The organism is Bacillus glycinifermentans, from assembly GCF_001042475.2.
GTDB lineage: Bacteria > Bacillota > Bacilli > Bacillales > Bacillaceae > Bacillus > Bacillus glycinifermentans.
On sequence record NZ_LECW02000001.1, the window covers coordinates 400,527 to 414,189 of the forward strand.

Below are 13,663 nucleotides of genomic sequence, written 5' to 3' on the forward strand. Positions count from 1 at the left end.
TTCTCAAACTATAATCATATTAAATTGATCGGAATTATGTCAGGAGGTTGCCGTGTGTGCTCACTATTTGTAAAAAACGAAAAACAGCAGGAATGGCTCAGTAAGATCGGGAAACTGGCTGATGAATTTGCGAAAACGGCCGCTTATTATGATGAACATGCTCTTTTTCCGGAAGACAATATTCGGCGATTGCGAGAATCCGGCTATACAGCGCTGACCGTTGCGAAAAACCTTGGCGGTGAAGGCATTTCGCTGTATGACATGCTTTTGTTTCAGGAAAGGCTGGCAAAGGGAGACGGGCCGACCGCTCTCAGCATCGGCTGGCATTTGAGCGTCATGGGGGAATTGGCTGAAGGAAACAGCTGGGATCCAGAAGTGTTTAAGAAAGTGTCACAAGAAGCGCTTAAGGGAGCGCTGATCAACAGGGCGGCCAGCGAAGCGCAGACCGGCAGTCCGACGAGAGGCGGACGCCCGGGTACAAATGCCGCAAGACATGAGGGCGGCTGGATCGTAAACGGACGAAAAACCTTTACGACGATGTCCCCTGTCCTTGATTATTTTCTTGTCACCGCTTGGATCGAAGAAAAGCAGACGATCGGCGTCTTTTTGATTCATAAGGACGCAGACGGCGTGTCAATTGAGGAAACGTGGGATATGATCGCGATGAGAGGAACGGGAAGCCACGATCTTGTGCTGCAAGATGTCCGCCTTGACGATTCAATGCTTGTGGAGCTTCAAACAGGGAAACGGACGGATAAAATCAACGGCTGGCTTTTGCATATACCGGCCGTCTATCTCGGAATCGCCCAAGCGGCGCGGGATTATGCCGTTGATTTTGCAAATGCCTACTCGCCAAACAGTTTGAAAGGGCCGATCAAAGACGTGCCGGCTGTTCAGCGGCATATCGGGGAAATCGATTTGGAGCTGATGAAAGCCCGTCATTTCTTGTACCACGTCGCCGGTCTTTATGATGATCCAAAACGCCGCGGCCTTTTGGGCGGAGAGCTCGGCGCCGTCAAACACGCGGTCACAAATACAGCGATCGCTGTTGTCGACAAAGCGATGCGGGTCGTCGGAGCGAAAAGTCTCGCAGGAACCAATCCGCTTCAGCGATATTACCGAGACGTCAGAGCCGGGCTTCACAACCCGCCGATGGATGACGCAATAATCGCCAAGCTTGCAGGAATTGCGTTTGGCGAAAACTAGAAAAGCCGGACTAACGTCCGGCTTATTGTTATGACCGCTTTTCTTTAGCAACGGCAAGCGGCCTGTTCTCATGCTTGCGGTCGATGCGGTCGTAAATCATATCCATTTCCTTCTCGCTTCGGGCGATTTCTTTTTTATATTCTTCGACAAGCTGATGATAGGTTTTAGTCTTCCGTTTTGACATGGTGTTCCGCCTTTCTTAGCTTAATGGATTCGTATTCGCTTTCAAGCTCGTTCAAAGACAATTCGTAAAGATGGCGTTCTGCTTTTTTGTATATGCCAAGCTGAATGAACCGCTGTATCAGCTGCATTTTTCGTTCTTCCATTTGTGGGGGCACATATCTTCACCTCTCACAGATTCTATATGATATTGATAATCATTATCAATTATTAATATTATACAAAACCAGCTTGCGCCGTGTAAAGCGGCATCCCCTAAAGAATATTGAACAAAAAACCATAATATGAATTATTATCCAATTAAACGCGCAAAAAAAGAAGCCGACAAGGGCTTCACACAACTAGAAAAAATAATTGCAAAATAGGAACAAAACACATTCTACCCGAATTTAATGATCGAATCAAGCACTTTTTTGACACCTAAGGTTTCCCGGGAAATACTATTTGTCGAAACAAATGCAGGTTCGGATCCGTCTTTTATATGATAGTAATAAGGCATGGACTCAGAATCTGTCCATGCCAAAAGACATAAAAAGCAGCCTTGAAACGAATTAACTTATATGTTCTGATAGAAATTCAGTCACTTCTTCAGGTGTTTTGGCATTGGCACTGTGAAGATGTCCGGTTTTTTCTCCGTTTTTGAAAATCAAAAGGCTTGGAATGCCCATAACCTGATATTGATCTGCAAGCTCCGGAAGGTCGTCTCTGTTCAGTTCATACCATTCGTTGTCCTTGTAGGCGTCGAGAATGTCCCCGATAAACATGTTCATGCGGGTGCAGTCAGGGCACCAGTCTGCGTAAAATTTGACGATGATTTCTTTATCGGATTGGATGAGTTCATTAAATTGTGCTTCAGTAGTGATTTTTTTCAATTGCCATCTCTCCTTTTCAATGCCATTTTAATATAAAATGAGATGGAATTACATATAAATGCTTTTTTTCAGGCTGCTCTAAAATCATTAGATCATTTTCCCGGGAAAGTGATAAGATAGTAAAGATGAATTCAGTGGGGGGAGTACGAATTGAAGACAAGATTAGGATTGGTATACGGCGGAAAATCTGCGGAGCATAACGTGTCCCTGCAAACTGCATTAGCCGTTACGAAAGCGCTAGATACAGAAAAGTTTGATATACATCCGATTTACATTACAGAAAAAGGCGAGTGGGTGAGAGGCCCTCAGCTGACAGAAACCGTTTCAAACGTGAAAATGCTTCAATTTGAACAGACGGGGCGGACTTTTTCTCCGGCAGCGCTGAACCGCGACATGTTCCCTGGACAGCCAGGCACAGATGAAGAAGCGATTGACGTCGTATTTCCGCTTCTGCACGGGCCGAACGGAGAAGACGGCACGATTCAGGGCATGCTGGAATTGTTAAACGTTCCTTATGTCGGAAACGGGGTTTTAGCTTCTTCTGCGGGAATGGATAAAGTCGTCATGAAGCACCTGTTTGCCCAAGCGGGTCTGGATCAGGCGAAATATGTGTCTTTTGTGAAAAAAACATGGAATGAAGCGAAAGAAGAAAGCTATGAAAAAGTGGAGGCGGAGCTTGGGTATCCGTGCTTTGTCAAGCCGGCAAACCTCGGTTCAAGCGTCGGAATCAGCAAGTGCCGGAACCGCGAAGAGCTCGATCATGCTTTTGAACTGGCTTTCCAATATGACCGCAAGATCGTTGTCGAAGAAGGCGTCATCGGCCGTGAAATCGAAATCGGCGTTCTTGGCAATGATGAACCGGCATGTTCGGTGGCGGGCGAAATCGCTCCGAAAAAGGACTTTTATGACTACAAAGCAAAATATGAAGACGGAGATACCGATTTGATTATTCCGGCTTCTTTATCAGAAGACGAATACGACACGATGAGCAACATGGCGGTCAGGGCTTTTCAGGCGATTGACGGTTCAGGTCTTGTCAGGGCGGACTTTTTCTTAACGAATGAAGGAAAGATTCTGATCAATGAGGTCAACACAATGCCCGGATTTACGCCGTTTAGCATGTTTCCTCTTCTGTGGAAGGAGTCAGGAGTCGAATATCCCGACCTGATCGAAAAGCTCGTCGATTTAGCGATCGAGCGGCATAAAGAAAAACAGCAGATTAAATATACATTTTAACAAAGCAGGCTGAAAAGCCGCGGGATTATCCCGGCCAGGGGCACAAGACACTATCTTTTTTGCGGATAGTGTCTCTTTTCCTTGCTGGAGAAAGAGAGGGGAAAATATGATAAAGAGAACGGTAAAAGAAATCGCCGAGATGGCGGGAGGCACTCTTCTGGAAGAAGCGTTCGGCGAACGGCTGATCAAAGGCGTGTCAACAGATTCCAGAGCACTAAAAAAAGATCAATTATTCATTCCGCTTGCAGGGGAGCGGTTCAACGGGCACGCTTTTGCAGAACAGGCTTTTCAGGCCGGCGTGTCTGCCGTTCTGTGGAATCGGAATGAGCCGAATCCGCCGGAAGGACGAGCGGTCATCATTGTTGATGACACGCTGGAAGCCCTGCAAAGACTGGCTAAGGCTTACCTCGATCAGCTTGATGTTCAAGTGATCGGGGTGACCGGATCAAACGGGAAAACGACGACGAAGGACATGATCCACGCCGTTTTAAATACCGAATACAAGGTGCACAAGACAGAAGGAAACTATAACAACCATATCGGCATGCCGCTTACGATTCTTGCGATGCCGGAAGATACCGACATCGCCGTGCTTGAAATGGGAATGAGCGCAAAAGGGGAAATCGATTTTCTCACCCGCCTGGCCCGTCCGGATATTGCCGTTATTACAAATATCGGCGAATCGCATCTGCTTGAACTCGGCTCAAGAGAAGGGATCGCTGAAGCGAAGCTCGAAATCGTCAACGGCCTTTCAAAAGACGGCACGCTCATTTATATCGGGGATGAACCGCTTCTGTCTGAAAAAATCGTTCATCCGCCATACCATACAAAAACGTTCGGAGAAGGTCCTGGCGCCGATTATCAGCTTGAGGACGCAAAGCAGACGGAAGAAGGCGCATCTTTCCGCGTCAAAGGGATCAGCACCGGATTTTTTATCCCTGTGCTCGGAAAGCATAATGTCAAGAATGCCTTGGCCGCCATTGCAGCGGGCGATCTATTAAACGTGAGCCGCGCAAACATCGCCGAAGGCCTGAAAACGCTGAAAGTAACGGGAATGAGGCTTGAACTTGTGAAAACGCAGGACGGTCTTGCCGTGATCAACGATGCCTACAACGCGAGTCCGACGTCCATGAAGGCGGCGATCGAGCTTGTCGAACAGCTTGACGGATACGGCAAAAAACTGCTCGTTCTCGGCGACATGCTTGAGCTTGGGGAAAATGAAAAAGCCTTTCACGAAGACATCGGGCAATCGATCGATCCGGATGTGATCGAGTATGTATTTGCATACGGAGAACTCGGTGAATATATTGCAAAAGGGGCGCTTCAACATTTTCCGGAAAACAGAGTCTTTCACTTCAGCCGCGATGATAAAGACAGCCTGACACGGGAACTGAAAGAAAAAGCGAATGCCGGAGATGTCATCCTTGTGAAGGCATCAAGAGGAATGAAGCTTGAGGACGTTATCAAAGATTTGCAGGACTAAAATCGGTTTTTTTACGGTATACCAAAAAGAAAACGGGTGAAAGGTCATGATCGGGTGTTTATGCATTCATGGTTTTACGGGAGCTCCGTACGAAATTGAACCGCTTGCCGCCTATTTGAAGCAAACGTGCGATTGGAAGATTGAGATGATCACGCTTCCGGGGCACGGAGAAACGCCGGTTTTAAAGGGCGTCTATTTTCAGGAATGGATTGCCTGCGCGGAAGTCGAGCTCGTCCGCCTTCTAAAGGAATGCGATGTCGTGTATGTCATCGGCTTTTCGATGGGCGGCATGATCGCTGCTTATTTGGCGGGAAAATACCCGGTCAGCCGCCTTGTCCTTTTAAGTGCGGCTGCCCAATACATCAGTCCCGGACAGTTGATTCAGGATTTAAAAAGCGTGATAAAAGATTCATTTCATGGCAGGCTGGAGGATAATCTGCTTTACAAAAGATACAAGCGGAAGCTGACAAACACGCCGGTTTCCTCCGCTCTCCAATTCCGCAAGCTCGTCAAAGCCACGAAACCCGGTTTGAAAAAACTTCATATTCCCGTCCTCATCGTTCAAGGAGAACGCGATTCCATCGTGCCGTTATCAAGCGCCTATTATTTATACGAAACGATTCCCTCCAAAGAAAAAGAGCTTTGCCTGCTGCCTGATTCCAGCCACCATATCTGTCTTGAAGAAAACCCCGAATTTCTTTTTCGGACGGTCGAGGCGTTTCTGAAAAGAGAATCCGGAGATTCTGTAAATAAATCATGACATATTGGGGAAAAATAAACATGCAGGGCTTGGATGATCAAGAAAAAAATAAACGCGCACTGTCGAAACCCTTCAAAGCCTGTGTTACAATGTGTAAAAGGCGGACGGAAAGACGGTCCGCGGCGGGAAACGGTATATTCGCCGGATGGCTACATATATTGCACCACCGGCTTGATGAAAACGGCTAAAGGGAGCGCATCCCTTATGTCCGCCTTATTGAAAAACACATATCGGAATGGTAATATAACATGTAAAGTAATTCGGGCTTTGTATAAGTATGAACCTGCCCTTTATATAAAGGGCAGTTTTTATTGATGAAACACGACATTACTGAAACAGTAAGCAGAAGGAGTTTGAATACATTGACTATAACGTTTCAAGATTTTCAATTAAGTTCAGATCTCACAAAAGCGATTAAACGCATGGGATTTGAAGAAGCAACACCGATTCAGGCGCAAACGATACCGCTTGGACTTGCAAATAAAGATGTCATCGGACAAGCACAAACGGGAACAGGAAAAACGGCTGCATTTGGCATCCCTCTTGTTGAGAAAATCAACCCCGAGTCTCCTAACATTCAAGCCATTGTTATCGCACCTACTCGTGAATTAGCCATTCAAGTTTCTGAAGAGCTATACAAAATCGGACAGGATAAACGCGCTCGAGTGCTTCCGATTTACGGGGGCCAGGATATCGGCCGCCAAATTCGCGCGCTCAAGAAAAATCCACACATTATCGTCGGAACTCCTGGCCGTCTGATCGACCATATCAACCGCCGCACGATGCGTCTGCAAACGGTCAATACCGTTGTGCTTGATGAAGCGGACGAAATGCTGAACATGGGATTCATCGAAGATATCGAATCGATTCTTTCCAATGTACCGGAAGATCACCAGACATTGCTGTTTTCTGCAACGATGCCGGCGCCGATTAAGCGGATCGCCGAACGCTTTATGAACAATCCGGAGCACATTAAAGTAAAAGCGAAGGAAATGACGGTTTCAAACATTCAGCAATTCTATCTGGAAGTGCACGAACGCAAAAAATTTGATACGCTGACTCGTCTTCTCGACATCCAGTCTCCTGAGCTTGCGATCGTCTTCGGCCGTACGAAGCGCCGCGTTGATGAGCTGACAGAAGCGCTGAACCTGCGCGGCTATACAGCTGAAGGAATTCACGGAGATTTGACGCAGGCGAAGCGGATGGTAGCCCTCCGCAAATTCAAGCAAGGTGCAATCGAAGTGCTTGTCGCAACAGACGTTGCCGCCCGCGGTCTGGATATTTCCGGAGTTACGCACGTTTATAACTTTGATGTTCCCCAAGATCCTGAAAGCTACGTCCACCGTATCGGAAGAACGGGCCGCGCGGGCAAAACGGGAATGGCGATGACATTCATCACACCGCGTGAGAAGGATATGCTGCGTGCCATCGAACAGACGACAAAACGCAAAATGGACCGGATGAAACCGCCGACTCTTGACGAGGCCATCGAAGGACAGCAGCAGGTAACCGTTGACCGCATCCGCACGATTATCGAAGAAAACAACCTGAACTTCTATATGTCTGCAGCTGCGGAACTGCTGGAAGACCATGATGCTGTAACGGTCGTAGCGGCCGCCATCAAAATGATGACAAAAGAGCCGGACGATACGCCTGTCCGCTTGACAGAAGAAGCGCCGCTCAGAACGAAGCGGCATAAAAGCCACCACCGTTCATCAAAGCGCAGAGACGGCGGCGGATACAGAGGAAAGAACAACCGTTCTTCCTATGATAAAAAGCGTTCTTCAAATGACAGACGCCAAAAAAAATCCTATAATTCATAATCAAAAGGCGAATCCTTTTTTACGGATTCGCCTTTTTTAAAAATGAAACATTTTCGGCGGCGAAGTCGTAAATAGAACATAGGATTGGGGGAATCTAATGTTGAGAAGAGAGCCGAAAAATCAAATCAGCCGTAACGGCGTGAAAGTATGGAAAATCAGCGCCGCCATTACATCGTTTGTACTGTTTTTGATTGCTGCGGGACTGTTTACGGTAACCGTGATCTTTAAATGGCCGATTTGGATCGGGATATTGGGGGCAATCGTTTGGCTGGGGATTTCCGTCTTTATCATTTTTATCATTCCGAACATCCGCCACCGGATCTGGCGCTATGAAGTTCACGAAAATGAAATCGATATCCAGCATGGCATCTTTGTCGTCACCCGTGTGATCGTTCCGATGGTCAGGGTGCAGCATGTCGATACATCACAGGGGCCGCTATTAAGAAAATACAATCTGGCATCTGTGGAAATTTCAACCGCCGCTACGACCCATTCAATCCCGGCCCTTGATGTGGAAGAAGCGGATCAGCTCAGAGATTCCATCTCGAGACTCGCCAGGGTGACTGAAGATGATGTCTGAGCCGAAACGTCTGCACCCTGCGGCAATGATACTGAACTTTTTTGCAGGGCTGGTCGAAACAGTTAAGAACTATATCATTCCGTTCGGCGTCGCCTTTTTTTTGAATAAAAATCATACGGTGACGATCATAGCGTCCGCAGCAGTCGGCCTGATTTTCATTTTCCTTGTCGTAAGCAGCATTATCAAATGGAGAAAATTCACCTATCGGGTTGAAGAGGATGAACTGCGGGTAGAGGAAGGCCTAATAACGAAGAAAAAAAGGTACATTCCAATCGAGCGCATTCAAACGGTCAACACAAGCGCCGGCATCATCCAGCAAATTTTCAAGCTTGTCAAACTCCAGGTCGAAACGGCCGGAGGCGGAAAAGAAGCTGAGGTTATCCTTTCAGCCATTTCCCAGACTGAAGCGGAAAACATCAAGCAGGCACTCTTTGAGAGGAAGCGGGAAATCAATGCTGTTGAAAGCGAGCCAGCTGATCTTAAGAGAGAAAGCGCCGGGGAGGCCGATGAAAAAGAGCCTGTGGACATGACATACGAAATGAGCGGAAAGGAGCTCTTGGCCGCTGCTTCTACTTCAAGCGGAATAGGCGTTATTATTTCGGGGATATTTGCCATCTACACCCAGCTTGATGAGATTGTCAACCTGAACTGGCTGTATGACAAATTTTCCTTTTTAAATAAAGCCGGAGCGACTGTCATCGCCTTTGTCATCTTTGTCGCCCTTTTCATCGCATGGCTGCTCAGCGTCATCGGGATGATGCTGAAGTATACCGACTTTAAGGTTGTCCGCAAAAACAACGAAATCATCATTTCCAGGGGGCTGATTGAAAAGCACCAGATGACGATCCCGCTCCATCGAATCCAGGCTGTGAAAATAAAAGAAAGCCTGATCAGGCAGCCGCTCGGCTTCGTCTCCGTCACGATCGTAAGCGCGGGCGGAACCGTTTCCGAAGAGGACAAGTCCACCGTTTTATTTCCGATCGCAAGCAAGAAAACGTTAAGGAAACGGCTCGAACAATTCGTCCCCGAATATGTTCCCGAAGAAGGGCTGAACCGTCTGCCGAAACGCGCTTTAAGACGCTATATGTTCCGCGCTTCCTGGCCGCTGTTGGCCGTGATCCCGCTCTCGGTATTTTTGCCGCCGTGGGGGTATTTGTCCATTTTGCTCATTCTGTTTTTCTGGGTTATCGGGTATTTGTCATATCGGGATGCCGGCTGGAAAATAAGCGGCGAAAAGCTGATCATGACCTCCAGGTTCATCGGCAGGACGACAGCGGTCGTACAGCGAAGGCGCATGCAGGTTTACGAGGTGAGCCGCTCGTATTTTCAGCGCAGGAAAAAGCTTGCGAGCATCCATGCGGTCACAAAATCCAACGTGCTGCTTGAGAAGTTTTCCGTAAAGGATGTAGATGAGAAAGATTCAGAAGATATTTTTGAATGGTATTCCTATGAAAAAAGAGTGAACGGTTAAAAACCGTCACTCTTTTTTTTGAGAAGCGGCGGAGAAAGCGCCAAGCCGCCCAAAAGACCAAAAATATGCGCCATGATGTTGATATTGTAGTTGACGAACGTCATCAAAACCGAAATCGCGAGAATGGTCACGATAATCTGCGAATTCGCCCTGTCCATGAGGCCTTTTCGAAACAGGACGATGTACAAATATACGCCGAACAGGCCGAAGATCGCCCCGGAAGCCCCGACATGCGTATATTCCGGCGGTTCGATGAAGTACGTGCCGATATTCCCGATTACGCCTGAGCCGATATAGACGGCGAGAAACCGAAGCGTCCCCATCATCCGCTCAAGCGCGGGGGCAAACAAAAAGAGCGACATCGAATTAAAGAGAAGGTGGGAAAACCCGGCATGAATAAAGATCGGCGTGACAAGCCGCCACCACTCCCCTTCGGCGATTCCCCAGTTAAAACCTATCGTCAAATCGGACCACATCTGCACGGTCGGAAGCGGGATTAAAAAAAGAACCCATATGACAAGCTGAAGGGCCAATATCGCGGTTGTAACCGGATAGAGCCTGATAAACGTCTGGAAATCTTCCGTTCTAATAAACATGCTTTCGTCAAAAGCCCCTTTACAATGATCTCGTACATATATAGTAACACGTTTATGAGAGCATCCTGTTAAATAGTACGCGGCAAAAATGAATCAAAAGGTTGTCATGCTAGTCTGCATATTGTTCCCGCCTCCCTCATATATTGGGTAGTGCAATAAGGGAGACAAGTCGTTGCAGGCTTTTATGGTACGCATGCCGATTCAGCCGGCCCCTGTTCTAAGCGTACCGTTAAAGTCGAACAAGCGGTTTCTTCCTTTTTACATCAATGATTAAAAAGGGGTTGAAAAAGGTGAGAAAAAGCTTTGTTTTGCTTTTAACGGGGCTGCTTGTCGTCTTAATGCTTTCTGCCTGCGGCCAAAAATCGCAAGAAGATGTTGTCAGGGGGCTCGACAAGAAGGCAAAAGAATACACGTCCTATAAAGCAAAAGCAAAAATGACGATTCAAACGGGAAATGAGCCGCAAGAGTACAACGTGGAAATCTGGCACAAAAAGCCTTCCTTTTACAGGGTATATTTAGAAAACCCTAAAAAAGACCAGAGCCAGGTGATTTTGCGCAATGAAAACGGCGTGTTTGTTCTGACACCGTCCCTGAATAAAAGCTTCCGTTTTCACAGCGATTGGCCCAACAACAGCAGCCAGGTGTATTTGTTTGAATCGCTTGTGAAAGACATTAAAAGCGATGGAGAAGCATCCTTTAAAGCGAAGGATTCAAAGTATATTTTCGAAACGAAAACAAACTATCAGCATAACCAGATGCTGCCGATGCAGGAAATCGTCTTTCATAAAAAAAATATGGCCCCTCAATCTGTAAAGGTGATGGATACGGACCGGAAAGCCATGGTCAAGGTTGAGTTTGAAAGCTTTGAATTTGATAAGCCTTTAGACAAAAGCTCGTTCGACGAAAAGAAAAACATGACGCTGTCGCAAATCGATGTAGCGACAAGCACTGAACCGTCTGACACGTTTGCGGTCAAGACGCCGCTCGATGTCCCTCAAGGCGTGAAAAAGCTTGAAGAAAAAGAAATGGCCACCGACGACGGCAAAAGAATCGTCATCACATACGGCGGCGAAAAATCGTTTACGCTGATTCAGGAAAAAGCCCGCGTCGCCAAAACGGCAACATCGGTCTCCATGAACGGCGAGCCGGTCGATCTCGGCTTTACGGTCGGCGCGCTCTCGGAAAAATCATTGTCCTGGACATATGATGGAGTCGATTATTACATCTCATCTGACGATCTTTCCCAGGACGAACTCCTGATGGTCGCAAAGAGCATGCAGGGTCAATCTTCAAAATAGCCCTGTCATTTTCAAGCAGCCTGTTCTCCGATAGACGGGGAACGGGCTGTTTTGATTTTTCCTTAAAATGGATATAACACCAGAAACTTTTGCCCGGCTTGTCTCGTCTAAAACAAGGCAGCATTTCCCTTTCTGCAGCATTTTTAGTATGATGGGGAAAGACTTAGTCGAAACAAGGAACAGGAAGTGTCAGTATGAGCTTAAAACCATTCTATCGAAAGACATGGGCTGAAATCGACTTAACAGCCTTAAAGGAAAATGTACGGAATATGAAGCGTCATATCGGCGGGGATGTTCACCTGATGGCGGTCGTCAAAGCGAATGCCTACGGGCATGGGGACGCCCATGTGGCGAAGGCGGCCCTTGCAGAAGGAGCGTCGATTCTCGCTGTGGCCTTTTTGGATGAAGCGATTTCGTTAAGGGAGCAAGGGATAGACGCACCGATTCTCGTGCTCGGAGCGGTGCCGCCGGAATATGCCGGCATTGCCGCAAAACGGCGCATTACCGTCACCGGCTATTCGGTCGGCTGGCTGAAAGAAGTGCTTCGTTTGATCGGTGACATCGGCGAACCGCTCGATTTTCACTTGAAAATCGACACAGGCATGGGACGGCTCGGCTGCAGGAATGAAGATGAAATAAAAGAAATGATGGATATGACCGAATCGTCGAGTAAGGTGAACTGCTGCGGCGTCTTCACCCATTTCGCCACAGCGGACGAAAAGGATACGGATTATTTCAACATGCAGCTTGACCGCTTTAAGGAACTGATCAAACCGCTTCCGCTCGACCGGCTGATGGTGCATTCGTCAAACAGCGCCGCCGGCATGCGCTTTAAGAAGCAGCTCTTTAACGCGGTTCGTTTCGGCGTCAGCATGTACGGCATGTCGCCGTCATCCGAGATCAAAGACGAGCTTCCCTTTCCGTTGAAGGAAGTGTTTTCGCTTCATACCGAGCTCGTTCATGTGAAAAAAATCGCCAAAGGCGAGAGCGTCAGCTACGGTGCGACGTATACGGCCGAGCATGATGAGTGGATCGGGACCGTCCCTGTCGGCTATGCGGACGGCTGGCTCCGCCGCCTTGCAGGAAGCGAAGTGCTGATCGACGGAAAAAGGCAAAAAATCGCCGGCAGAATCTGCATGGATCAGTTAATGATTTCCCTTCAAGAAGAATATCCGGTCGGCACAAAAGTAACATTAATCGGAAAGCAGAAAGACGAAAGGATTTCAGTCGACGAAATCGCACAAAAACTGCAAACGATTAATTATGAAATTACCTGCATGATAAGTTCAAGGGTCCCCCGTATGTTTTTGGAAAATGGGAGTATAATGGAAATAAGGAATCCGATTTTACCGTAAATAAACGATAAGCTGAAAAACAGCTTTGCTTGCGGAAAGATTAATGATATGATTATGTTTGGAATGGATAAAATGTTGTATCCGTAAGTTTCGTGGAGGTGTATGTTTTTGTCTGAATCCAGCGCTACAACTGAAATTATGATTCGCTTGCCAGAAGCCTTAGTATCAGAACTGGATGGTGTCGTCATGCAAGATAACGGGAGCCGAAATGAACTGATTTATCAAGCCACAAAAATGTATTTACGTGAACGCAAAAATCGACAAATTCGGGAATCGATGAGACGCGGTTATATGGAGATGGCAAAAATCAATTTAAACATCTCCTCAGAGGCACAATTTGCAGAGTATGAGGCTGAAAACACAGTAGAGCGCTTAGTAAGCGGAGGATAATCATTTGATTGTTAAACGCGGCGATGTTTATTTTGCTGATCTATCTCCTGTTGTTGGCTCAGAACAAGGCGGGGTGCGCCCGGTTTTAGTGATTCAAAACAACATCGGCAATCGCTTCAGCCCAACTGCTATTGTTGCAGCCATAACAGCCCAAATACAGAAAGCAAAATTACCTACCCACGTCGAAATTGATGCGAAACGCTATGGTTTTGAAAGAGATTCCGTTATATTGCTCGAACAAATCCGGACGATTGATAAGCAAAGATTAACGGACAAAATCACCCATCTCGATGATGAAATGATGGAAAAGGTTAACGAAGCCTTACAAATCAGTTTGGCACTAATCGATTTTTAAATAATGGAACAAAGTTGCTCATGAGGATAGAGCAACTTTTTTTGTGTTCAAAATTGAC

At 47.1% G+C, this 13,663-nt stretch carries 15 protein-coding genes; 11 read left to right on the forward strand and 4 right to left on the reverse strand.

Annotation, left to right across the window (positions count from 1 at the left end):
* The first annotated feature begins 36 nt into the window (after positions 1-36).
* Positions 37-1,206 (forward strand): acyl-CoA dehydrogenase family protein, encoded by a 1,170-nt coding sequence (locus AB447_RS01855; RefSeq protein ID WP_048356055.1) that lies wholly within the window; start codon positions 37-39, stop codon positions 1,204-1,206.
* Between the two features lie 28 nt (positions 1,207-1,234).
* On the opposite strand, the gene fbpB is transcribed toward AB447_RS01855, so the two are convergent.
* From fbpB to AB447_RS01870, 3 genes are all read right to left on the reverse strand, one after another.
* Positions 1,235-1,390 carry a Fur-regulated basic protein FbpB gene (fbpB, locus tag AB447_RS01860; RefSeq protein WP_048356039.1) on the reverse strand — a complete coding sequence of 52 codons (156 nt, stop codon included), beginning with the start codon at positions 1,388-1,390 and terminating at the stop codon, positions 1,235-1,237.
* Positions 1,371-1,532 carry a Fur-regulated basic protein FbpA gene (locus tag AB447_RS01865; protein WP_048356040.1) on the reverse strand — a complete coding sequence of 54 codons (162 nt, stop codon included), beginning with the start codon at positions 1,530-1,532 and terminating at the stop codon, positions 1,371-1,373. The genes fbpB and AB447_RS01865 overlap by 20 nt, the downstream gene beginning before the upstream one ends.
* 405 nt (positions 1,533-1,937) lie before the next feature.
* A complete protein-coding gene (locus AB447_RS01870) occupies positions 1,938-2,258 on the reverse strand; it encodes a thioredoxin family protein (RefSeq protein WP_046132206.1) in 321 nt (106 codons plus the stop codon).
* Positions 2,259-2,408: 150 nt separating this feature from the next.
* On the opposite strand from AB447_RS01870, the gene AB447_RS01875 reads away from it, so the two are divergent.
* The 6 genes from AB447_RS01875 (at position 2,409) to AB447_RS01905 (ending at position 9,611) form a co-directional block, all read left to right on the forward strand.
* Positions 2,409-3,494 carry a D-alanine--D-alanine ligase gene (locus AB447_RS01875; protein ID WP_048356041.1) on the forward strand — a complete coding sequence of 362 codons (1,086 nt, stop codon included), beginning with the start codon at positions 2,409-2,411 and terminating at the stop codon, positions 3,492-3,494.
* 106 nt (positions 3,495-3,600) lie between these two features.
* Complete coding sequence (locus tag AB447_RS01880; RefSeq protein WP_048356042.1) at positions 3,601-4,977, forward strand: UDP-N-acetylmuramoyl-tripeptide--D-alanyl-D-alanine ligase; 1,377 nt, start codon at positions 3,601-3,603, stop codon at positions 4,975-4,977.
* A 46-nt stretch (positions 4,978-5,023) separates the two neighbouring features.
* Complete coding sequence (locus AB447_RS01885) at positions 5,024-5,737, forward strand: alpha/beta hydrolase (RefSeq protein WP_048356043.1); 714 nt, start codon at positions 5,024-5,026, stop codon at positions 5,735-5,737.
* Between the two features lie 362 nt (positions 5,738-6,099).
* Positions 6,100-7,560, forward strand: a complete 1,461-nt coding sequence (gene cshA, locus AB447_RS01895; protein WP_048356045.1) for a degradosome RNA helicase CshA — start codon at positions 6,100-6,102, stop codon at positions 7,558-7,560.
* 100 nt (positions 7,561-7,660) lie between these two features.
* Complete coding sequence (locus AB447_RS01900) at positions 7,661-8,140, forward strand: PH domain-containing protein (protein WP_048356056.1); 480 nt, start codon at positions 7,661-7,663, stop codon at positions 8,138-8,140.
* Positions 8,130-9,611 carry a PH domain-containing protein gene (locus tag AB447_RS01905; RefSeq protein ID WP_048356046.1) on the forward strand — a complete coding sequence of 494 codons (1,482 nt, stop codon included), beginning with the start codon at positions 8,130-8,132 and terminating at the stop codon, positions 9,609-9,611. Before AB447_RS01900 ends, AB447_RS01905 begins: the two co-directional genes overlap by 11 nt.
* On the opposite strand, the gene AB447_RS01910 is transcribed toward AB447_RS01905, so the two are convergent.
* Positions 9,608-10,207 (reverse strand): rhomboid family intramembrane serine protease, encoded by a 600-nt coding sequence (locus AB447_RS01910; protein ID WP_048356047.1) that lies wholly within the window; start codon positions 10,205-10,207, stop codon positions 9,608-9,610. The two genes, AB447_RS01905 and AB447_RS01910, sit on opposite strands and share 4 nt — an antisense overlap.
* Before the next feature lie 281 nt (positions 10,208-10,488).
* On the opposite strand from AB447_RS01910, the gene AB447_RS01915 reads away from it, so the two are divergent.
* The 4 genes from AB447_RS01915 to ndoA all read left to right on the forward strand — a co-directional run bounded on the left by AB447_RS01915 (position 10,489) and on the right by ndoA (position 13,605).
* Positions 10,489-11,505: a LolA family protein gene (locus AB447_RS01915; RefSeq protein WP_096892205.1), complete on the forward strand. Its 1,017-nt coding sequence runs from the start codon at positions 10,489-10,491 to the stop codon at positions 11,503-11,505.
* Between the two features lie 194 nt (positions 11,506-11,699).
* The gene (gene alr, locus AB447_RS01920; RefSeq protein ID WP_048406138.1) at positions 11,700-12,860 is read left to right on the forward strand and encodes an alanine racemase; all 1,161 of its coding nucleotides are present in this window, start codon (positions 11,700-11,702) and stop codon (positions 12,858-12,860) included.
* 108 nt (positions 12,861-12,968) lie between these two features.
* On the forward strand, positions 12,969-13,250 hold the full coding sequence (locus AB447_RS01925; protein WP_026585993.1) for a CopG family ribbon-helix-helix protein: 282 nt from the start codon (positions 12,969-12,971) through the stop codon (positions 13,248-13,250).
* A 4-nt stretch (positions 13,251-13,254) separates the two neighbouring features.
* Positions 13,255-13,605, forward strand: a complete 351-nt coding sequence (ndoA, locus tag AB447_RS01930; RefSeq protein WP_003179128.1) for a type II toxin-antitoxin system endoribonuclease NdoA — start codon at positions 13,255-13,257, stop codon at positions 13,603-13,605.
* Positions 13,606-13,663 lie beyond the last annotated feature (58 nt).

What these genes read in the sequence shown, in the direction of transcription:
- AB447_RS01855 (WP_048356055.1), top strand. Translation starts at nt 37, where the DNA reads ATGTCAGGAGGTTGCCGTGTGTGCTCACTATTTGTAAAAAACGAAAAA.
- fbpB (WP_048356039.1), bottom strand. Translation starts at nt 1,390, where the DNA reads ATGTCAAAACGGAAGACTAAAACCTATCATCAGCTTGTCGAAGAATAT.
- AB447_RS01865 (WP_048356040.1), bottom strand. Translation starts at nt 1,532, where the DNA reads ATGGAAGAACGAAAAATGCAGCTGATACAGCGGTTCATTCAGCTTGGC.
- AB447_RS01880 (WP_048356042.1), top strand. Translation starts at nt 3,601, where the DNA reads ATGATAAAGAGAACGGTAAAAGAAATCGCCGAGATGGCGGGAGGCACT.
- AB447_RS01885 (WP_048356043.1), top strand. Translation starts at nt 5,024, where the DNA reads ATGATCGGGTGTTTATGCATTCATGGTTTTACGGGAGCTCCGTACGAA.
- AB447_RS01905 (WP_048356046.1), top strand. Translation starts at nt 8,130, where the DNA reads ATGATGTCTGAGCCGAAACGTCTGCACCCTGCGGCAATGATACTGAAC.
- AB447_RS01910 (WP_048356047.1), bottom strand. Translation starts at nt 10,207, where the DNA reads ATGTTTATTAGAACGGAAGATTTCCAGACGTTTATCAGGCTCTATCCG.
- alr (WP_048406138.1), top strand. Translation starts at nt 11,700, where the DNA reads ATGAGCTTAAAACCATTCTATCGAAAGACATGGGCTGAAATCGACTTA.